The organism is Stenotrophomonas sp. ATCM1_4 (assembly GCF_004348115.1).
Classification (GTDB): domain Bacteria; phylum Pseudomonadota; class Gammaproteobacteria; order Xanthomonadales; family Xanthomonadaceae; genus Stenotrophomonas; species Stenotrophomonas capsici.
Map to the genome: position 1 here is coordinate 120,839 of NZ_QPFB01000001.1, position 19,330 is coordinate 140,168.

Genomic DNA, 19,330 nt, shown 5'->3' on the forward strand with positions numbered 1-19,330 from the left:
CAAGCCATGTCCCGAGTATTCCGCGCCCCCGTCGACCTGGAACAGGTCAATGCCCTGAGCCGCAACACCCTGATCGACCACCTCGGCATCGTGTTCACCGCCGCCGGCGAGGATTGGCTGCAGGCCACCATGCCGGTCGACGAACGCACCCGCCAGCCGTATGGCCTGCTGCACGGCGGCGCCTCGGTGGTGCTGGCCGAAACCCTGGGCAGCAGCGCCGGCAACCTGTGCGTGGACCCGGCCGAGCAGGTCTGCGTGGGGCTGGAGATCAACGCCAACCACCTGCGCGCGGCGCGCACCGGCGTGGTCACCGGCACCGCGCGTGCGCTGCACGTGGGCCGCACCACCCAGGTGTGGGAGATCCGCATCGAGAACGAAGACGGCAAGCCGGTGTGCATTTCGCGGCTGACGCTGGCGGTGGTGGCCCGCTGAGCGGGCATTGACGCGCGATACCTGCGGCTTACCCCTCCCCAACCTTCCCCTGCTGTGCAAGGGAGGGGGCCATACGGCTTTACCGTGATCGGTCCGACCCCGCCGAACCACTCCCTCCCTTTGGCGAAGCCCAGGGGAGGGCGGGGGAGGGGCAAAGCCACACCGCCATATTCGTCGCTCAGCCCTCGACCATCGCCGGCAGATGCTCGCGCACCCATTGCGCCAATGCCGGCGCGGGCAGGGCAGGGGTGAAGTGGAAGCCCTGCGCGATGTGATAGCCCTGCTCGCCGAGCAGGCGCAGCTGCTCGCTGCTTTCCACGCCTTCGGCCACCACCTTCAGGTGCAGGCTCTGGCCGATGTGGGCGATGGCCTGGGTCAGCGCGCTGGCCACGCTGTCACGCTCGATCCCGTTGACGAAGCTGCGGTCCAGCTTGAGCTCGCTGATCGGCAGCTGGCGCAGGTAGCTCAGGCTGGAATAGCCGGTGCCGAAGTCGTCCATCGACAGGCGCACGCCCAGCGCATGCACCTTGCGCAGGGTCTGCAGGGTGACCGGGTCGGCGTCGAGCAGCACGTCCTCGGTGATTTCCAGGATCAGGTCCGACGCCGACAGGCCGTGCTCGTGCAGGATCCGGCTGATCATCTCGGCCAGCGCCGGGCTGTGGAAGTTGGTCGGTGACAGGTTGACCGAGACCGAGGGCACCTCCAGCCCATCCTCGCGCCAGTCGGCCAGCTGGTGGCAGGCCTCGTGCAGCGCCCATTGGCCAAGGTCGCCGATCAGGCCGGTTTCCTCGGCCAGCGGGATGAAGCGGACCGGCGGCACGTTGCCCAGCCGCGGGTGGTGCCAGCGGGCCAGGGCCTCGACGCTGTGCAGGCGGCCATCGTGCAGGTCGATCTGCGGCTGGTAGTGCAGTTGCAGCTGGCCCAGCGCGAGGGCTTCGCGCAGGGCATTCTCCAGCGCCAGCCGCTCCTGCGCGCTCTGGTCCATCTCGCAGCTGTAGAAACGGGCCAGGTTGCGGCCGCTGTGCTTGGCCTGGTACATCGCCATGTCGGCGCGATGCAGCAGGGTTTCCATGCTCGTGCCGTCGTGCGGGAACACGCTGATGCCGATGCTGGCCGAGGGCCGGATCTCCATCTCCCCCAGCTGCAGCGGCTCGCCCAACGCGCGCAGCAGGCGTTCGCTGTGTTCGTCGGCGCCCTGCGCGTCGCAGCCGTTGAGCACCACCACGAACTCGTCGCCGGACAGGCGGCCGACGATGTCCATCGGCCCGGTCTGCTCCTGCAGGCGGCGCGCGACCACCCGCAGCAGTTCATCGCCGCCGGGGTGGCCGAAGGAATCGTTGACCTGCTTGAAGCGGTCCAGGTCGATGAACAGCACCGCCAGCGACTGGTGGGTGTGGCCGGCGGCGCTGATCGCCTGGTCGGCACGGGCATGCAGCAGGCTGCGGTTGGGCAGGCCGGTGAGGTCGTCGTAGAAGGCCAGCCGGCGGATGCGGTTGCGCGCTTCCTCGCGTTCCAGCGCCAGCGCGCACAGGTGCACGATCACCTCGACCAGGCGCCGGTGGAAGCTGTCCGGCTCCATCGGCTGCCGGTAATAGAACGCGAAGGTGCCCAGCACGCGGCCGTCGCTGGACTTGATCGGCGTGGACCAGCACGCCGCCAGGCCGTACTGCAGGGCCAGGTGGCTGACGCCCTCCCAGTTGGGGTCGCTGGCGATGTCGCGCGCGACCACGGTTTCACCGCAATGGGCCGCGGTGCCGCAGCTGCCCGAATGCGGGCCGACCGGCGTGCCATCGACCAGCTTGCTGTAGGCCTCCGGCAGGCTGGGCGCGGCCAGCGTGCGCAGCCGGCCGTCCTCCACGCGCAGCACCGAGCAGGTGACCTGCGGGGCGATCTTCTCGACCTCCTCGCACATCATCTGCATGATCTCGGCGGTGGGTACCTCGCGCACCATCGCATCGAGCATGCGGTGCTGCAGGACCTCATGCACCTTGGTGCGGGTGATGTCGGTCAGCACCACGACCATGTTCACCAGCTTGCCGTAGTCGTCGAAGATCGGGTTGATGGTGACCGAGCACCACAGAGGCTGGCCGTCCTTGCGGTACAGGCGCTCGTCGGCCCGGATCGACTGCCCGGACATCAGCCGCGTCATGTAGGCGGCCATCTGTTCGCCGGAATGATCGTCCGGCGCCAGCAGGGTGGGGACGTAGCGGCCGAGCAGCTCGCTGTCCAGGAAGCCGAACAGGCGACGGAAGCCCTTGTTCGGGTAGACCACGTGGGCCTGGGCATCGGTGATCAGCACCGCGCTCTGGGTCTCGTCGAACCCCAGCGACAGCAGCCGCTCGCGCTCCTGCGCCTGGCGCCGCGCGGTGACGTCGCTGATCAGCGCCATGTGGATGTCGCGGCCGCCGCTGGACACGTGCGACAGGGTCACGCTGATCCAGCAGTGGCTGCCGTCCTTGCGCACCAGTTGGATGTCATGCGGCGCCAGGGCCAGTTCCTGCACGCGGTTGCTGGCCCCCGGGTACAGGCGGGTGTCATAGCGCTCGCGCATGGAGGGCGGGGCCAGCTGGCCCAGGTTCCTGCCCAGCATTTCCTCGCGCGGCCAGCCGGAGATGGTCTCCATCGCGCGGTTGAGGTACAGGATGGTGTTCTGTCCGTCGAACAGGATCACGCCGCTGCCAATGCGCTCCAGCGCGGCAGAAAAGAAGTGCAGCATGTCCTCTGTCGATGACAGCAGCTGCCGGTGCATCACCACGCTCCCCTGAACGTTGGAACCGTTTTACACACTTACGGCGCGGGAAGGGTAACGCTGAAGGTCCAGCCGGGCCCCTTGGCCCGCGTGATGTCTGGATACTGTGCCGCAACGCACCTTTCCGTGTCCTGGCAGCAATACCCTGCCGCCGTAACAGTCGCTGGCACAAGCCGGACCGCATCCGGTATCGTGCGCGGATGATCTCCCCCCGTCCCGCCCGCCAGGGCGGTGTGGCTCGCGTGTTCCGTTACCTGTACCGCGTCCCGCTGCTGCTGGTGCACATCGTCCTGTTCCTGCCGCTGATCCTGTTGCTGATGGCCCCGCCATTCGGCCGCATCGGCGGGCCTGCCGATCCCCTGGAGCACCGCGTGGTGCGCTGGTGGTCGGGCGTGCTGATGTGGATCTTCGGCTTCCGGCTCAAGCGCTTCGGCCAGCCGCTGCCGGGGCCGGTGCTGTTCGTGGCCAACCACGTGGGCTGGGTCGACATCTGCATGATCCACAGCCAGAAGATGGTCGGTTTCGTCGCCAAGCGCGAGATCGCCGGCTGGCCGCTGGTCGGCTGGCTGGCCAGCCGTGGGCATACCATCTACCACCAGCGCGGCAACACCGAGTCGCTGGGCGGGGTGATGGAGGAAATGGTCAAGCGCCTGAACGAACAGCGGCCGGTGGCGGTGTTCCCCGAAGGCCGCACCCGCGGTGGCCACGAAGTGGGCCCGTTTCACGCCCGCATCTTCCAGGCGGCGGTGGAGGCCAACGTGCCGGTGCAGCCGGTGGCCTTGCGCTACGGCGTGCGCGGTGACGCGCAGACCATGGTGGCGTTCGGGCCGGGCGAGAGCTTCTTCGGCAACTTCCTGCGCCTGCTCGGCGAGCCGGCGCGTGCGGCGCAGGTGCACTTCCTCGCGCCGATCGGCAGCCAGGACCTGGAAGGTCGCCGCCGCATCGCCGAAACCTCGCGTGCGCGCATCGTGGCGGTGATGGAAGGACCGTGAGGCGATGTCGGTCGTGCGCCTGCCGTCGTCGGAAAGCCGCCAGCCGGACGCGCTGAACGCCGCCGACTACCTGCCGCCGCGCTGGCTGCGCAATCCCCACCTGCAATCGATGCTGGCTTCGAGCCGGCTGCGCCTGCGCCGCGGCCTGCAGCTGCTGGCCGCCACCGGCGCGGTCAACCGCGAACTGATCCTGGACGGCGGTGACGGCGTGCGCCTGCAGGCCTGGCACAGCAGCGTGCCGGGCCGTGCCCCGGTCGGGCTGGCGCTGCTGCTGCATGGCTGGGAAGGCAGCACCGAGTCGAGCTACATGCGCATGACCGCCGCGCGCATGCTGGAGGCCGGCTTCGACGTGGTGCGGCTGAACTTCCGCGACCACGGCAACACCCACCACCTGAACCCGGGCATCTTCCACTCCTGCCGCATCGATGAAGTGGTGCAGGCCGCCGGCGACGTGGCGCGCCGTTTCCCGGACCTGCCGATGGTGGCCGCCGGCTACTCGCTGGGCGGCAACTTCGTGCTGCGCCTGGCCCTGCATGCACCGGCCGCGGGCGTGCCCCTGCGGCACGTGGCCTCGGTCTGCCCGGTGCTGGACCCGGCGGTGACGATGGAGAGCATCGAGCACGGGCCGGCGATGTACGACTGGTACTTCCGCCGCAAGTGGACCGGCTCGCTGCGGCGCAAGCGCGCGCTGTTCCCCGAGCTGGCCGACTGCGACGACGACGTGCTCAAGCTGGACATCCGCGCGCTGACCGGCTGGCTGGTGAACCGGCATACCGACTTCCCCACGCTGCAGGACTACTTCGAGGGCTACTCGATCGCCGGCCACAAGCTGGCCGGGCTGCAGGTGCCGGCCGAGATCCTGATGGCGCAGGACGACCCGGTCATCCCCTTCGCCACCTTCGACCATTGGCAGCTGCCGAACCACGCACGCCTGCAGATCGCGCGCTGGGGCGGGCATTGCGGGTTCATCGAGAACCTGCGCGGCGATGGCTTCTCCGAGCGCTGGGTCACCCGGCAACTGCTGGCGGCGTTGCCAGGCTGAACCGTGGTGTGGCGGGCGCGCCCGCTACAATGGGTTTTTTGCGCTCACGCTGGACCGCCATGCAAGACAAGATCATCGAAGCCCTGCGCCGCAACGCCAACGACGACGCGGTGTCCCTGGCCCGCGAATGGGTGGCGGCCGAACCGCAGCAGGCGCAGGCCCATCGCTGGCTGGCGCTGGCCCTGCAGCAGGACAACCAGCTGGAACAGGCCCAGGCCAGCCTGGACCAGGCACTGGCGCTGGCGCCGGAAGAGGCCGCCCTGCACCTGCAGCACGCCGGCCTGCTGCTGGCCCTGCGCCAGCTCGAGGCCGCCGACCAGGCGCTGGACCGCAGCACCGCGCTCAACCCCAATGAATTCTCCGCCTACCTGATGCAGGCGCACTTGGCGCTGGGCCGCGAGGACATCGACGAAGCCGACCGCCTGATCCGCCTGGCCGAACGCGTGGACCCGGACAGCCCGGAGCTGGGGGCGGTGCAGGGCATGGTCGCGTTGCGCCGCGGCGAGCTGGACCGCGCGCTGGGCGTGCTGTCGGCCGCGGTCGAGCGCCTGCCGCGCGATCCGCGCCTGCTCTACGCACTGGGCTTCGCCTATCTGGGCAAGGACATGCCGGCGTTCGCCGAGCAGGCCTTCCGCCGCGTGCTCGAACTGGTCCCGGACAACCAGGCGCTGCGCGGCCTGCTGGTGCAGCTGGCGCTGCGCCAGGGCCATGTCGACAACGCGGCCGAAGTGATGCGCGAGGTGCTGGCCAGCAAGGGGGGCGACACCCCCGGCCTGCGTCGCCTGGCCGGCGAGCTGGAGCTGGCCTCCGGCCAGCCGCTGCAGGCGCTGGAACACCTGCGCCCGCTGCTGTCGCAGCTGCCCGGTGACCGCGGCACGCTGCAGATGCTGCTGGTGGCCTGGCAGCGACTGGGGCGCGAGGAGGAAGCCAGCGCCGCGCTGGATGCGGCACTGGAAGCCCACCCGCAGCTGCACGACCTGTGGCTGGCCCGCCTGGCGATCCCGGCGGTGGGCAGCCCGGAAGCGGTGGCCGTGGTCGAGCGCTGGCTGGCGGCCATGCCCGACCATGTGCCGGCGCTGGAAGCCCGCATGCGGCTGCATGACATGAACGAGGAAAGCGACGCGGCCGAGGCCATCGCCCGTCGCATCGCCGCGCTGGAGCCGGGCCGCGTCAGCGCCGAGCAGCGCATCGTCGAAGCCCTGCTGCTGCGCGATGCGCCCGCGGCGGCGGCGCATGTCCAGGCACTGGTCGACAGCGCCCCGGAAGCCGCGCGGCCGAACCTGCGCAGCTGGCTGGGCACCGTGCAGGACCGTGGCGGCAACCCGGCCGGCGCGGTGGCCACCTGGCTGCAGCTGCATGCCGAGCAGGCCGCCACGCGCCTGCCGCTGCCACCGCAGGCCAAGGCCCCGGTGGAATGGCCGGCGCTGGGTGAGGTGGCCGACGACAACGCGATGCGCCCGCTGTTCGTCTGGGGCGCGCCGGGCTCGGGCGTGGAGCGCGTGGTGACGGTGATGGCGGCCGGCAGCCGGGTGCTGCGCGCCGACCGTTTCGGTGCCACCCCGCCGACCGATGGTTTCCAGAACTACCTGACCCTGCAGCGGCTGGCCACCGATGCGCTGACGCCCGAGCAGCTGGTGCAGCAGTGGCGCGAGCAGCTGCCGGCGCGCGGCATCGCCGACGGCAACGTCATCGACTGGCTGCTGTGGTGGGACAACGCGCTGTTGTGGGCGCTGCGCCCGCAGTTGCCGGAAGGCCGCCTGGTGGTGGCGGTGCGCGACCCGCGCGACATGTTCATCGAATGGCTGGCGCTGGGTGCACCGGCGCCACTGGCGCTGACCTCGTCGATGGACGCGGCGCAGTGGCTGGCACGCTCCGTGGAGCAGGTGGCCGAGCTGCACGAGGGCGACCTGTACCCGCACCTGATCCTCCGCACCGACGAGGCGGTGAACGACCCGGCGGCGATGGGCGCGCTGCTGGAGCAGGCCTTCGGCGTGCGCTTCCCGCAGGTGCGCAGCCTCGGCCCGGGCACCGTCGAGGCCGGCCACTGGCGCCGCTACGCCCAGGTGCTGGCGGCGGAATTCCTGTATCTCACCCCGGTCGCGGTGCGACTGGGCTACCCCGAAGCCTGACCCGAGGACCCCCGATGAAACTGGACAGCCAGAGTTTCAGCAACGGCCAGCCGATCCCGGCCGAGTTCGCCGCCGGCCAGCCGTCCGGCGTTGCCGGCAACCGCAACCCGCAGCTGTCCTGGCACGACGTGCCCGAAGGCACGCGCTCGTTTGCCCTGCTGTGCGTGGACCCGGACGCGCCGACCGTGGCCGAGCTGGTCGGTCGCGACGATGTCGGCATCCCGCTGGACCAGCCACGCGCTGATTTCGTGCACTGGGTGATGGTGGATATCCCCGCCGACGTGCGGGAGATCGCCGCCGGCAGCTGCAGCGACGGCTTCACCGCGCACGGCAAGCAGCAACCGGCGGGCCCGGCCGGCGCGCGCCAGGGCATCAATGACTACACCGGCTGGTTCGCCGGTGACCTCGACATGGCCGGCACCTATTTCGGCTATGACGGCCCGTACCCGCCGTTCAACGACGAGCGCCCGCACCGCTATTTCTTCCGCGTGTTCGCGCTGGACGTGGCGTCGCTGCCGGTCGAAGGCGCCTTCACCGCCGCCGATGTGTTCAGCGCGATGCAGGGCCATGTGCTGGCCGAAGCCGCGGTGCACGGCACCTACACGTTGAACCCGCACCTCTGACCGGTACCGCCGGGCGCGGTGCCGCCACACGGCGGCAGGGAACCGAAATGACGAGGGCGCCTTGCGGCGCACTCGTCGTCTGCTTCGCAGCGGTGGCTTACTTGCCCACCTGCTCGGAGCTGATCACCATGTCCAGCACGTAGGCCAGCGAAGACGCGTCGGCCGGCGGGTTCTTCACCTGGAAACGCTTCAGGCGCAGCACGTTGCGCACGCCCGGCTGGTGGGTGTAACCCTCGATGTTGCCGTAGAAGTTCTCCCACTCACCGCGCTTGCCCTGCTCCAGGCCCTGCTCGTTGTACTTCACCTCGCGCACCTGCAGGCACTGTGCATCACGCATCACGCCATGGGTGCAGGGCTTGGTCTGTGCATCGACTTCCAGGAACACGCGCTCGCCCTCGCCGCCGTAGCGGGCTTCGGCGGTCGGCTCGGCGCGGAAGGTCAGCACGTCGCCATTGGCGGCGGCCAGCACCAGCTGCGACGCATCCAGCGAACGGATCGTCAGCTTGCCCTGCAGGCGCTCGCTGACCAGGCCGTCCAGCGCCATCACGCCCGGCTCGCCGCAGGCCATGTTGGTGGACATCATGTTGCCGACGCTGAGTGCGTCGCCTTCCAGCGTGTAGCCACCGCCCATGCCGTTGCAGGCATTGCTCACGCTCAGGCGGCCGTCCTTGAAGTCCAGCGTGACCGGCTTGTCGGCGCGCACGAACAGCGCGTCCACGCGCTTGCCGGCCGAATCCACGGCGGTGTCGAGCAGCCAGTGGTTGGCGCCCAGCTGGGTGGCGTCGATCGAGGCCGCCGCGGCCGGGGTGGCGGTGTTGGCGGCGGGGGTGGCTTCACTCTTGGTGGTCGTCTGCGACGGGTTGCTGCAGGCGGCCATCAGGGCCAGCGGCAGGGCCAGCATGAGGATGCGCTTCATGGACAACTCCTTGGGTCATGGAAAGGATTCGGGACGACAAACGGATGAAGCTGCCGGCCGGGGTTGAAGGCGCCGGGGCGCGTTCAGTTTCCAGCAGGCAAGAACAGCAGCAAGCCAATGCCCAGTGCGATGCGGTATAGCGCGAAGCCCGTGAAGGGCCGGCGCTTGATGTAGTCCAGCAGCCACTTCACCACCACGAAGCCGGTGATGACGGCGGCGGTGAAGGCCACCCCGACGTCGGTCCAGTTTTCGCTGCCGAGCTGCCCGTCCTTGGCAAGTTCCAGGAACGCGTAGCCACTGGCGGCGAACATGGTGGGAATACCCACCAGGAAGACGAACTCGGCCGCGGCGGCGCGGCGCGTCAGGCCCAGCAGCATGGCCAGGAAGATGGCCGCCGCCGAGCGCGAGGTGCCGGGGAACACGCCGGCCACCACCTGTGCCAGGCCGACGCCGATGGCCACCGTCCAGGTGACCGTCTCGCGGTCGGGCAGGCGTGCGGCGAAGCGTTCGGCAGCCAGCATCCAGACGCCACCGATGACCAGCGCCCACGCCACCGGGGTCACCGTTTCCGGCAGCTCCCAGCCGGCCAGGCGTACCGGCAGGCCGACCACGGCGGTGACCAGGAAGGCCACGCCCAGCTTCATGACGTAGTCGCGGTTCTCGCGCTGGCCCAGGCCGGTGGCCAGCGTCCACAGCCGCTGCCGCAACGCCAGCGTCACCGCCAGGATGGCACCGGCCTGGATCACGATGTTGAAGAAGTCCGAGCGGCTGCCCAGCCAGTGCTGGGCGATCAGCAGGTGACCGGTGCTGGAGATGGGGAGGAATTCGGTGAGGCCTTCGAGAATGCCCAGCAGGAGGGCGGAGAGCAGGTCGGACATGGAGATCGGTGGGGAAAAAGGCCGGTACAGCATAGTCCAAGTGATGTGTTGCACCTGCATGGTGCCGTGCACGCCGCTTGCACCTCCGTGGTGCAAACAGGTCGATGCAATTGCAACTTTCACCAAACAAAAACAATCACTTGCGATGCTTTCGGGGTTGGCACGCTACTTGCTCCTTCACCCCCACACGTCATTACCCATCCGAGGTTGCACCCGATGTCCCTGGAAAACGTTGAGAAGCTGATCAAGGACAACCAGGTCGAGTTCGTCGACCTGCGTTTCGTCGACATGCGCGGTATCGAGCAGCACGTGACCTTCCCGGTCTCGATCATCGAGCCGTCGCTGTTCGAGGAAGGCAAGATGTTCGATGGCAGCTCGATCGCCGGCTGGAAGGGCATCGCCGAATCGGACATGGTGCTGCTGCCGGACCCGGACAGCGCCTACCTGGACCCGTTCTACGCCGATCCGACCCTGGTGCTGACCTGCGACGTGCTCGACCCGGCCACCATGCAGGGCTATGGCCGCTGCCCGCGCGGCATCGCCAAGCGCGCCGAGGCCTACCTGAAGTCCTCGGGCATCGCCGACCTGGCCTTCTTCGGTCCGGAGCCGGAATTCTTCATCTTCGACTCGGTCCAGTTCGCCAATGACATGGGCCACACCTTCTTCAAGATCAACTCCGAGGAAGGTTCCTGGAACACCGGCAAGAGCTACGAAGGCACCAACAGCGGCTACCGCCCGACCGTGAAGGGCGGCTACTTCCCGGTGCCGCCGACCGACTCGCTGCACGATATCCGCGCCGAGATGTGCAAAGTGCTGGAAAAGGTCGGCATCGAAGTCGAAGTGCACCACCACGAAGTGGCCAACGCCGGCCAGTGCGAGATCGGCGCCAAGTTCAACACCCTGGTCACCAAGGCCGACGAACTGCAGCGCATGAAGCACGTCATCAAGAACGTGGCCCATCGCAACGGCAAGACCGTCACCTTCATGCCCAAGCCGCTGGTCGGCGACAACGGCAGCGGCATGCACGTGCACCAGTCGCTGGCCAAGGAAGGCAAGAACCTGTTCTCCGGTGACGGCTACGGTGGCCTGAGCCAGATGGCGCTGTGGTACATCGGCGGCATCTTCAAGCACGCCCGCGCCATCAATGCCTTCGCCAACTCCGGCACCAACAGCTACAAGCGCCTGGTCCCGGGCTTCGAGGCACCGGTGATGCTGGCCTACTCGGCCCGCAACCGCTCGGCCTCGTGCCGCATCCCGTGGGTGTCCAACCCGAAGGCGCGCCGCATCGAGATGCGTTTCCCGGACCCGATCCAGTCCGGCTACCTGACCTTCACCGCGCTGATGATGGCCGGCCTGGACGGCATCAAGAACCAGATCGACCCGGGCGCACCGAGCGACAAGGACCTGTACGACCTGCCGCCGGAAGAAGAGAAGCTGATCCCGCAGGTCTGCTCCTCGCTGGACCAGGCACTGGAAGCGCTGGACAAGGACCGCGAGTTCCTCAAGGCCGGTGGCGTGATGAGCGACGACTTCATCGATGCCTACATCGCGCTGAAGATGAAGGAAGTGACCGCGTTCCGCGCGGCCACCCACCCGCTGGAGTACCAGCTGTACTACGCAAGCTGATCCTTTCAGGTGGCGATGACGAAGGGCACCCCTCCCACCTTCGTCATCGCCGCCGCCTTCAAGGCTGGGGAGCCTTGCAGGCGGTCTGAAGCAGGACGCACGGAAGCACCAGGGGCAAGAGAATCCGGACGCGCGCCATGGGCCATTCCTCCCTCCCGCGTCACTGCCGTCAGCGGCTGGAAAAGTGCTGCCGTCAGCGAGGCCCATGACACGTTCGGCGCAACAGCCAGCGGCCGCATCGCGGCCGGTGGAAGACACGAAGCCGGCCCGCAGGCGCGGGCCGGTCTCCTCCACTACGGGACATGCGCATGAAATTGATCTCCGCCATCATCCGGCCATTCAAGCTTGACGAGGTACGCGAGGCACTGGGCGCCGTCGGCGTTTCGGGCATCACCGTCACCGAGGTCAAGGGCTTTGGCCGCCAGAAGGGGCACACCGAGCTGTATCGCGGTGCCGAGTACGTCGTCGACTTCCTTCCCAAGATCCGCATCGAGACCGCCGTCACCGACGACCGCGTGGATGCGGTGATCGAAACCCTGCAGGGCGCGGCCGGCACCGGCAAGATCGGTGACGGCAAGATCTTCGTCACCCCGCTCGAGCAGGTGGTGCGTATCCGCACCGGTGAAACAGGCGCTGACGCGCTCTAACCCCCACAGCCGGAGTCGACAATGCGAACGGAATTTTTCACCGGGCTCAAGGCCCGGTTCGGTGGCCTGTGCCTGTCGTTCATGCTCGCCGTCATGGCGGTGGGCATGCTTCCCTCACACGCGTTGGCCCAGCAGGCCACGCCGCCGCAGCCGGAGGCAACGCAAGGCGCGGCACCGGCAGTTGCCGCCGAGGCCCCGGCCGAAGCCGCCGCCGAGGCGGCACCCAGCTTCGATCGCGGGGACGTGGCGTGGATGCTCACCGCCACCTTGCTGGTGCTGATGATGGTGGTGCCGGGCTTGGCGCTGTTCTATGGCGGCCTGGTGCGCGCCAAGAACGTACTCTCTGTGCTGAGCCAGGTGCTGGTGGTGTTCTCGCTGGTGCTGATGCTGTGGGTGGCCTATGGCTACAGCGCGGTGTTCAGTGCGGGCAACCAGTTCTTCGGTTCCTTCACCCAATTCGCCTTCCTCAAGGGCTTCACCCCCGAATCGGTGGGCAACACGCCGATCGCCGGGTTGCCGGACTTCCTGTTCGTGGCCTTCCAGTCCACCTTCGCCGGCATCACCACCGCGCTGATCGTCGGCGCGTTCGCCGAGCGCATCAAGTTCCGCGCGGTGCTGTTGTTCTCGGCGTTGTGGTTCACCCTGAGCTACATCCCGATGGCGCACATCGTCTGGGGCGGCGGCTATCTGGGTGAGATGGGCGCGATCGACTTTGCCGGCGGCACCGTGGTGCACATCAACGCCGGTGTCGCCGGCCTGGTGGCGGCGTGGTTCGTCGGCAAGCGCCTGGGCTATGGCCAGACCGCATTGAAGCCACACAACCTGCCGCTGACCTGGATCGGCGCGATGCTGTTGTGGGTGGGCTGGTTCGGCTTCAACGCCGGCTCGGCCGCGGCCGCCGACACGGTCGCCTCGCTGGCCTTCATCAACACCGTGCTGGCCACCGCTGCCGCGGTGCTGGGCTGGACGCTGGTGGAAGCGGTGACCAAGGGTCATCCCTCGGCGCTGGGCGCGGCTTCCGGCGCGGTCGCCGGCCTGGTGGGCGTGACCCCGGCCTGCGGCACGGTGGGCCCGCTCGGTGCGATCGTGATTGGGTTCGTCACCGGCATGATCTGCGTGTGGGGCGTGACCGGGCTCAAGCGCCTGTTGAAGGCCGATGACACCGCCGACGTGTTCGGCGTGCACGGCGTGGGTGGCATCGTCGGTGCGATCCTCACCGGCGTGTTCAGCGCACAATCGCTCGGCGGCACCAAGGCCGACCTGGATATCGGCCACCAGCTCTGGGTGCAGGTGGTCAGCGTCGGCTTCACGGTGCTGTGGAGCGCGGTGGTCACCGCGGTGATCCTGCTGGTGGTGCGCGCGCTGGTCGGCCTGCGCGTGAGCGAGGAAGCCGAACGCACCGGCCTGGATGTCACTACCCACGGCGAATCCGCCTACGAGGCCTGAGCGCCGCTTCAAAAGCCCCTCTCCCGCACGCGGGAGAGGGGTTGGAGTGAGGGCCGCGCCAGCATCCTGCCGCAGGTCACTTGCTTTCCCACCCGCGGCAACGTGCAATGCCCGGCATGAACCACAAACTCCTGTTGCCGCTGGCGCTGGTCGCCGCACTCGCCGCCTGCACCACCACGCCACAGCGCAATCCCCTGGCGCAATGGGTTCCCTCGGCGAACCACAACGCACGCCAGCCGGTGATCATCGTGCTGCACCATACCGACCAGGATTCGGTGCAGCAGAGCCTGGACACGCTGCGCAGCGCCAACAGCGGCGGCAAGGTGAGCTCGCACTACCTGGTCGGGCGCAAGGGTGACCTGTACCAGCTGGTCGCCGACAGCGAACGTGCCTGGCATGCCGGTGGCGGGCGCTGGGGATCGATCACCGACCTCAACTCCACCTCGATCGGCATCGAGATCGACAACGACGGCGAGAGCCCGTTCAGCGCACCGCAGATCGCCACGCTGCTGCGTCTGCTCGATGACCTGTGCACCCGCTACAACATCCCGCGCAGCCAGATCATCGGCCATGCCGACCTGGCCCCGTCGCGCAAGGCCGACCCCAGCCGATTCTTCCCCTGGCAGCAGCTGGCCGAGGCCGGCTTCGGTATCTGGCCCAAGGCCAGCGATGGCGCGGCCCCGGAAGGCTTCGACCGCTGGCTGGCGCTGCAGGCGCTGGGTTATCCGATGGACGACCGTGCCGCGGCCGCGCGCGCCTTCCACCGGCGCTTCCGTGGCAGCGACACGTTGCCCGCCGAGCTGGATGCCGAAGATGCCCGCATCCTCCACTCTCTGCTGCAGCAGGTGAAGTGAGCGACCGCGCCCGGTGGCATGGTCGCCGGGCGCGGGCTCAGTTGACGCTGCACTGGACCTGCACGTTGATCTGGCTGTTGGCCGGGAACGCCGTCACCGTCGTCCCGTTGGCGGTCAGCAGGTCCGCCGGCGCCTGCGGGCAGGTCGCATTGTTGGTGGGTGTGCAGGAGAGCACCTGGCAGTTGGACAGCCCGCTCGTGGGCGTGTCCTTCAGGACCGCGCCACCGGCATCGCCCGGGCCGCCGTTGCGGAACTGCAGCGAATAGGTCGTGCTGCTCCCGGACGGCACGCTGGCCACGGCATTGGTCTTGGTCACGGAGAGGTCGACGCCGGCCGCATTGGTGAAGGTGCAGGTGATGTTCGCGCCCTGGACGATGGCCGCGGCCGGCAGCGTGACGCTGCGGTTGGGCAGGTCCACGGTGCCGCTCACGCCGGCGGGCAGGCCGCTGCACTGGATCGCGCTTAAGGCGAAGCCCGGCGTCTGTGCCTCGGTCAGCGTGGTGGCCGTGTTCACCGCCGTCAGCGCACGCGCGCTGCCGGCCACGGCCTGGCCGGCGCTGGTCGTGGTCAGCGTCTGCGTGGGCAGGCCATTGGTGCCGGTGAAGGTGAAGGCGCCCACCGCGCGTTCGCTGATCTTGCGCGCGGTCACCACCGGCCGGGGCGTGTTGGTGATGGTGCAGGTGTACTGCGTGTTGGCGGCCACCGCGATGGTCCAGTCGGGGCCGGTCCCGCTGGGCGTGTAGGCCTGCTGCTGGCCGTTGAGCTGGTAGGACGTGCAGCTGATGCTCTTGTCGTAGTCACCGATGGCCTGGACGCTGTTGGCCGCCATGTCATCGCGCACGACGTGGTTGCCGGTGCTGACCTGCAGCGCGCCGGTGCTGGCCTGCTGCCCCGTCCCGGCGCCGCTGGTGGAGGCCGCGCGCAACGTGTTGTTGCCCTGGCGGATGGAGACGGTGAACTGGTCGTTGGGCGCGATGCGGCCCAGGTTCACCACCTTGTTAACCATGATCGCCGGCACCGGGTAGACGATGCTGCCGGCGCAGCCGCTGGAACTGCTCGCCTGCGAGGGGTCGCTGAACTGGGTGGCGGGAATGATCTGCGCCGCCCCGCCGTTGATCGAGGGATGCTGCCAGCGCAGCCGGTTGAAGTTCAGGCCGCCGGCATTCACCCAGTAGATGCGCATCAGGGCACAACTGTTGGCGACGTCGGCGTTGAAGCTGCCGATGGCCCGGAAGTCGGTTTCGCCGCTGGTGTAACTGCTCAGTGCGCCGACCGGGATGTCGTAGTTGGCGGTGCGGTAGGCGGTACTGGTGTAACTGGAGGACATGCTGACCTGCACCGAGTCGTCATGCGCCACGGAAAGCGTGTAGGTGCCGGCAACCGGGAACCGCACCAGCGTGTACATCACCCGGCCCATGGCCTGGTAGCGGCAGGGATCGGTCTGCAGGTTGGCGGCGGTGCGGCTGTCGCACAACGCGAACGGATTGCTGCCGTAGTCCACCAGCGCCGAGGTGCCGGTGCGGACCGCATTGGCCGGGTTGTTGGCCAACGCGGAGAGGTTGGCGATGGTGGCGGGGTTGTTGACGAACCGCGGGGCGCCTTGCGGACCGATGTAGTTGGCATCGGATGCGATGCTGGTGGTGCCACGGTAATCCTCCCACAGCACGTTCTGTGCGGCCGCCTGGAACGCGGTCATGGCCAGCAGCAGGCCGGCGATGCCGGCGCCACCGGCGCGCCAGAGGCCGGAAAGCGTGGTTCGAGCGTGAAGCGTTGGCATGTCATCCCCTGAAGTGTTACTTGCCGCAATGGCGCGGATAGTGGCCTTGGCGGTGCCAAGCCGCCGTGACGATGCTGCCCAGCCGGTCGCCTTTGCACTACATTGGTGCAATGACGATGCCTGATGACCGCCCCGCGCTGGACGTGCTGGGTACCCCCGTGGCCTGGGCCAGCGCCGATGGCCGCATCCTTGGCACCAACCCGGCCTTCGCGCGCTGGATGGGCGTGAGCGTGCGCCGTCTGGTCGGCCAGCCGCTGGTCTCGCTGGAGGCGCAGGGCGAGGCCCTGGCCAACTTCCTGGCCCGCGACGAGCGCGACGTGCTGCGCTTGCATCGGTTGATCCTGGCCCTGCCGGGCGAGAGTCCGCGTTTCGCCGAGGGCTGGTTGAGCCGGCTGGAGGAAGGCGGCTGGCTGCTGGAGGCCTACCCGGTGGACGAGTTCGTCGCGCCCGACCCGGCGCAAGTGCTGCCCGGCGCACTGTCGGCCGCCCTCAAGGGCCTGGCCCACGAGCTGCGCAACCCGTTGGCCGGGCTCAAGGGCGCCGCGCAGCTGCTGGCCCGCCGGGCCCAGGGCCGCGACGCCGGCGAGCGTGAGTTGATCGACCTGATCGGCGCGGAGATCGAACGCCTCAACGGCCTGCTCGAACAGCTGCTGTCACCGGCCCCGGCGCGACCGCACGCGGCCATGAACATCCACGCCGCGCTGGAGCGGGTGCTGCGCCTGGCCGAGAGCGAGGCGGGCTGGTCGGTGCGTATCCAGCGCGATTACGACCCCAGCATCCCAGAGTTCGACGGTGACCCCGACCGCCTGACCCAGGCCGCCTGGAACCTGGTGCGCAACGCCATCCAGGCCGGCGCCACCGTGGTGACGCTGCGCACCCGGGTCGAGCACGGTCTGCGCATCGGCGACCAGATCCAGCCGTTGGCGCTGCGCCTGGAAGTGGCCGATGACGGCCGCGGCGTGCCCGAGGACATGGCCGAGCACCTGTTCCTGCCGCTGGTCAGTGGCCGCGCCGAGGGCACCGGCCTGGGCCTGGCGCTGGCCCAGCAGGTGGCGCGCGAACACCGCGGCACCCTCGGTTACCGTTCGCGCCCCGGCCACACGGTGTTCACCGTGCTGCTGCCGCTGGGCACACAGGAGGCCCGTGATGCCTGACCCCACCACCGCCACCGTTTGGGTGGTCGATGACGACCGTTCGGTACGTTTCGTGCTGACCACCGCGCTGCGCGAGGCCGGCTACACCGTCGAAGGCTTCGAGCATGCCGCGGCGGCCCTGGCCGCGCTGGAAACCCGGCCGGTGCCCGACCTGCTGTTCACCGACGTACGCATGCCCGGCGACAACGGCCTGGCACTGCTGGAGAAACTCAAGGCCGCGCATCCGCAGCTGCCGGTCATCGTGATGAGCGCCTACACCGACGTGGCCAGCACCGCCGGAGCGTTCCGCGGCGGTGCGCACGAGTTCCTGTCCAAGCCGTTCGACCTGGACGATGCGGTGGAACTGGCCCGGCGCGCGCTGCCCGAGCCGTTGGTGGAAGACCCGCCGGCGGCGCCACCGCCGGCCGCCGTGGCCGGCCAGGGCGCGCCGCAGTTGATCGGCGACACCCCGGCCATGCGCGCGTTGTTCCGCGCCATCGGCAAGCTGGCGCAGGCGCCGTTGTCGGTGTTGATCAATGGCGAAACCGGTACCGGCAAGGAACTGGTGGCCAACGCGCTGCACCGCGAGTCGCCGCGCGCGAAGGGGCCGTTCGTGGCGCTGAACACCGCCGCCATCCCGGCCGAACTGCTGGAAAGCGAACTGTTCGGCCATGAGGCCGGCGCGTTCACCGGTGCGCACAAGCGCCATATCGGCCGCTTCGAGCAGGCCGATGGCGGCACGCTGTTCCTGGACGAGATCGGCGACATGCCGCTGCCGCTGCAGACCCGCCTGTTGCGCGTGCTGGCCGAGGGCGAGTTCTTCCGCGTCGGCGGGCGCGAGCTGATCCATGTCGATGTGCGCGTGGTCGCCGCCACCCACCAGGACCTGGAGACACTGGTCGAGCAGGGTCGCTTCCGTGCCGACCTGCTGCACCGTCTGGACATGGTGCGCCTGCTGCTGCCCCCGCTGCGCGAGCGCCTGGCCGATGTGCCGCAGTTGGCCGAGACCTTCCTGGCCAATGCCGCACGACGGCTGGACATGCCGCCCAAGCGCCTGTCCGCGCCCGCCGTGCAGGTGCTGCGCGAGCACGCCTGGCCGGGCAACGTGCGCGAGCTGGAGAACGTGTGCTGGCGCCTGGCCGCGCTGGCGGTGGCCGACACCGTGTCGGCCGAGGATGTCCGCGCCGCGCTGGCCCGCGGCGGACGCAGCCCGCGCGGTGGTCCCGCGTTGTCGCCGGAACACTGGGACCGTGCGCTGGAAGCCTGGGCGCGCCAGCGCCTGGCCGAAGGTGCCATGGGCCTGCACGCCGAGGCCCGCGAGCGCCTGGACACGGTGCTGCTGGAGGCCGCGCTGGCATTCACCGATGGCCACCGCGCCGATGCCGCCGCCCGGCTGGGACTGGGCCGTAACACCGTCACCCGCAAACTGGGCCCGGGCCGTCGCCGCGGCAGCTGAGCGCACGACACCGGGCAAACGTTCGTAGCAAGGAGATTCCAATGCGCATCCATCTTCCCCTGACTGCCCTGGCCGCCACCGCGCTGCTGGCCGCCTGTGGCTCCGGCCCCGCGCCCCGGCCGCAGGCGCCGCCGCCGCCACCGTCGGTCAGCACCGCACGCATGGCCGAAGCCAACCTCGCGCCGGCCTCGGCCAGCCTGGTCAGCGGCCGCCTGGCGCTGGTGCCCGAAGCCGGCGGCGTGCATATCACCGGCGTGGTGGGTGGCCTGCCGCGCGGCCGGCCGTCTGCCTTCCACGTGCACGAGAAGGGCGATTGCAGCGCGGTGGACGCCAGCAGTGCCGGCGGCCACTTCAACCCCACCGCGCAGGCGCATGGCCGCGCCGGCGCCGGCGCGCACCATGCCGGGGACATGGACAACCTGCTGGCCAATGCCGAAGGCGTGGCCAATGTCGACATTCACCTGCGCGGCGTCACCCTCGGCGGTGGCGCAGTCAACGACATTGCCGGTCGCGCCCTCGTGGTGCACGCTGCACCCGACGACTACCGTAGCCAGCCTGCCGGCAATGCCGGTGCCCGTGTCGCCTGCGCGGTGATCCGCGTCGTACGCTGAATGCGCCTGTCGCTCTGAT

16 protein-coding genes are annotated in these 19,330 nt (G+C 69.2%); 12 read left to right on the forward strand and 4 right to left on the reverse strand.

Annotation, left to right across the window (positions count from 1 at the left end; all coding sequences use genetic code 11):
• The first annotated feature begins 6 nt into the window (after positions 1-6).
• Positions 7-432, forward strand: coding sequence for a hotdog fold thioesterase (locus ATCM_RS00530; RefSeq protein WP_132862351.1), 426 nt, complete (start codon positions 7-9; stop codon positions 430-432).
• 178 nt (positions 433-610) lie between these two features.
• Here ATCM_RS00530 and ATCM_RS00535 read toward each other — a convergent pair whose 3' ends face one another.
• Positions 611-3,181, reverse strand: coding sequence for an EAL domain-containing protein (locus tag ATCM_RS00535; RefSeq protein WP_132862352.1), 2,571 nt, complete (start codon positions 3,179-3,181; stop codon positions 611-613).
• Positions 3,182-3,381: 200 nt separating this feature from the next.
• Between ATCM_RS00535 and ATCM_RS00540 the strand changes: the two genes are divergently transcribed.
• Genes ATCM_RS00540 through ATCM_RS00555 form a run of 4 tightly spaced genes read left to right on the forward strand, consistent with a single transcriptional unit; the run spans position 3,382 to position 7,967 of the window.
• Positions 3,382-4,173 carry a lysophospholipid acyltransferase family protein gene (locus tag ATCM_RS00540; RefSeq protein ID WP_132862353.1) on the forward strand — a complete coding sequence of 264 codons (792 nt, stop codon included), beginning with the start codon at positions 3,382-3,384 and terminating at the stop codon, positions 4,171-4,173.
• Between the two features lie 52 nt (positions 4,174-4,225).
• Positions 4,226-5,215: an alpha/beta fold hydrolase gene (locus ATCM_RS00545; protein ID WP_192288375.1), complete on the forward strand. Its 990-nt coding sequence runs from the start codon at positions 4,226-4,228 to the stop codon at positions 5,213-5,215.
• 59 nt (positions 5,216-5,274) lie between these two features.
• Entirely contained in the window at positions 5,275-7,344 is a 2,070-nt protein-coding gene (locus tag ATCM_RS00550) for a tetratricopeptide repeat protein (protein WP_132862355.1), read from the forward strand.
• A 14-nt stretch (positions 7,345-7,358) separates the two neighbouring features.
• Positions 7,359-7,967 carry a YbhB/YbcL family Raf kinase inhibitor-like protein gene (locus tag ATCM_RS00555; RefSeq protein WP_132862356.1) on the forward strand — a complete coding sequence of 203 codons (609 nt, stop codon included), beginning with the start codon at positions 7,359-7,361 and terminating at the stop codon, positions 7,965-7,967.
• A gap of 97 nt (positions 7,968-8,064) precedes the next feature.
• On the opposite strand, the gene ATCM_RS00560 is transcribed toward ATCM_RS00555, so the two are convergent.
• Both ATCM_RS00560 and ATCM_RS00565 read right to left on the reverse strand, forming a co-directional pair.
• The gene (locus tag ATCM_RS00560) at positions 8,065-8,883 is read right to left on the reverse strand and encodes an META and DUF4377 domain-containing protein (RefSeq protein ID WP_132862357.1); all 819 of its coding nucleotides are present in this window, start codon (positions 8,881-8,883) and stop codon (positions 8,065-8,067) included.
• Positions 8,884-8,966: 83 nt separating this feature from the next.
• On the reverse strand, positions 8,967-9,761 hold the full coding sequence (locus ATCM_RS00565) for an undecaprenyl-diphosphate phosphatase (protein ID WP_132862358.1): 795 nt from the start codon (positions 9,759-9,761) through the stop codon (positions 8,967-8,969).
• A 216-nt stretch (positions 9,762-9,977) separates the two neighbouring features.
• On the opposite strand from ATCM_RS00565, the gene glnA reads away from it, so the two are divergent.
• From glnA to ATCM_RS00585, 4 genes are all read left to right on the forward strand, one after another.
• Positions 9,978-11,387 (forward strand): type I glutamate--ammonia ligase, encoded by a 1,410-nt coding sequence (gene glnA, locus ATCM_RS00570; RefSeq protein ID WP_132862359.1) that lies wholly within the window; start codon positions 9,978-9,980, stop codon positions 11,385-11,387.
• Between the two features lie 308 nt (positions 11,388-11,695).
• A complete protein-coding gene (locus tag ATCM_RS00575; protein WP_132862360.1) occupies positions 11,696-12,034 on the forward strand; it encodes a P-II family nitrogen regulator in 339 nt (112 codons plus the stop codon).
• Between the two features lie 21 nt (positions 12,035-12,055).
• Positions 12,056-13,480: an ammonium transporter gene (amt, locus tag ATCM_RS00580; RefSeq protein ID WP_132862361.1), complete on the forward strand. Its 1,425-nt coding sequence runs from the start codon at positions 12,056-12,058 to the stop codon at positions 13,478-13,480.
• Between the two features lie 107 nt (positions 13,481-13,587).
• A complete protein-coding gene (locus tag ATCM_RS00585; protein WP_132862362.1) occupies positions 13,588-14,334 on the forward strand; it encodes an N-acetylmuramoyl-L-alanine amidase in 747 nt (248 codons plus the stop codon).
• A gap of 37 nt (positions 14,335-14,371) precedes the next feature.
• Here the strand turns inward: ATCM_RS00585 and ATCM_RS00590 are convergent, their stop codons facing one another.
• Positions 14,372-16,111: a DUF11 domain-containing protein gene (locus ATCM_RS00590; protein ID WP_132862363.1), complete on the reverse strand. Its 1,740-nt coding sequence runs from the start codon at positions 16,109-16,111 to the stop codon at positions 14,372-14,374.
• Positions 16,112-16,221: 110 nt separating this feature from the next.
• On the opposite strand from ATCM_RS00590, the gene ATCM_RS00595 reads away from it, so the two are divergent.
• From ATCM_RS00595 to ATCM_RS00605, 3 genes are read left to right on the forward strand one after another with little or no spacing between them, the layout of a single operon-like run.
• Entirely contained in the window at positions 16,222-17,265 is a 1,044-nt protein-coding gene (locus ATCM_RS00595; RefSeq protein WP_132862364.1) for an ATP-binding protein, read from the forward strand.
• Positions 17,258-18,700, forward strand: a complete 1,443-nt coding sequence (ntrC, locus tag ATCM_RS00600) for a nitrogen regulation protein NR(I) (RefSeq protein ID WP_132862365.1) — start codon at positions 17,258-17,260, stop codon at positions 18,698-18,700. Before ATCM_RS00595 ends, ntrC begins: the two co-directional genes overlap by 8 nt.
• Positions 18,701-18,741: 41 nt before the next feature.
• Positions 18,742-19,311 (forward strand): superoxide dismutase family protein, encoded by a 570-nt coding sequence (locus ATCM_RS00605; RefSeq protein WP_132862366.1) that lies wholly within the window; start codon positions 18,742-18,744, stop codon positions 19,309-19,311.
• The last annotated feature ends 19 nt before the right edge of the window (positions 19,312-19,330 follow it).

Excerpts from the sequence above, each read along its gene's own strand:
- glnA (WP_132862359.1), top strand. The coding sequence starts at position 9,978 with ATGTCCCTGGAAAACGTTGAGAAGCTGATCAAGGACAACCAGGTCGAG.
- ntrC (WP_132862365.1), top strand. The coding sequence starts at position 17,258 with ATGCCTGACCCCACCACCGCCACCGTTTGGGTGGTCGATGACGACCGT.
- ATCM_RS00530 (WP_132862351.1), top strand. The coding sequence starts at position 7 with ATGTCCCGAGTATTCCGCGCCCCCGTCGACCTGGAACAGGTCAATGCC.
- ATCM_RS00595 (WP_132862364.1), top strand. The coding sequence starts at position 16,222 with ATGACGATGCCTGATGACCGCCCCGCGCTGGACGTGCTGGGTACCCCC.
- ATCM_RS00585 (WP_132862362.1), top strand. The coding sequence starts at position 13,588 with ATGCCCGGCATGAACCACAAACTCCTGTTGCCGCTGGCGCTGGTCGCC.
- ATCM_RS00550 (WP_132862355.1), top strand. The coding sequence starts at position 5,275 with ATGCAAGACAAGATCATCGAAGCCCTGCGCCGCAACGCCAACGACGAC.
- ATCM_RS00575 (WP_132862360.1), top strand. The coding sequence starts at position 11,696 with ATGAAATTGATCTCCGCCATCATCCGGCCATTCAAGCTTGACGAGGTA.
- ATCM_RS00590 (WP_132862363.1), bottom strand. The coding sequence starts at position 16,111 with ATGCCAACGCTTCACGCTCGAACCACGCTTTCCGGCCTCTGGCGCGCC.
- ATCM_RS00605 (WP_132862366.1), top strand. The coding sequence starts at position 18,742 with ATGCGCATCCATCTTCCCCTGACTGCCCTGGCCGCCACCGCGCTGCTG.
- ATCM_RS00555 (WP_132862356.1), top strand. The coding sequence starts at position 7,359 with ATGAAACTGGACAGCCAGAGTTTCAGCAACGGCCAGCCGATCCCGGCC.
- ATCM_RS00560 (WP_132862357.1), bottom strand. The coding sequence starts at position 8,883 with ATGAAGCGCATCCTCATGCTGGCCCTGCCGCTGGCCCTGATGGCCGCC.
- amt (WP_132862361.1), top strand. The coding sequence starts at position 12,056 with ATGCGAACGGAATTTTTCACCGGGCTCAAGGCCCGGTTCGGTGGCCTG.
- ATCM_RS00540 (WP_132862353.1), top strand. The coding sequence starts at position 3,382 with ATGATCTCCCCCCGTCCCGCCCGCCAGGGCGGTGTGGCTCGCGTGTTC.
- ATCM_RS00535 (WP_132862352.1), bottom strand. The coding sequence starts at position 3,181 with ATGCACCGGCAGCTGCTGTCATCGACAGAGGACATGCTGCACTTCTTT.
- ATCM_RS00565 (WP_132862358.1), bottom strand. The coding sequence starts at position 9,761 with ATGTCCGACCTGCTCTCCGCCCTCCTGCTGGGCATTCTCGAAGGCCTC.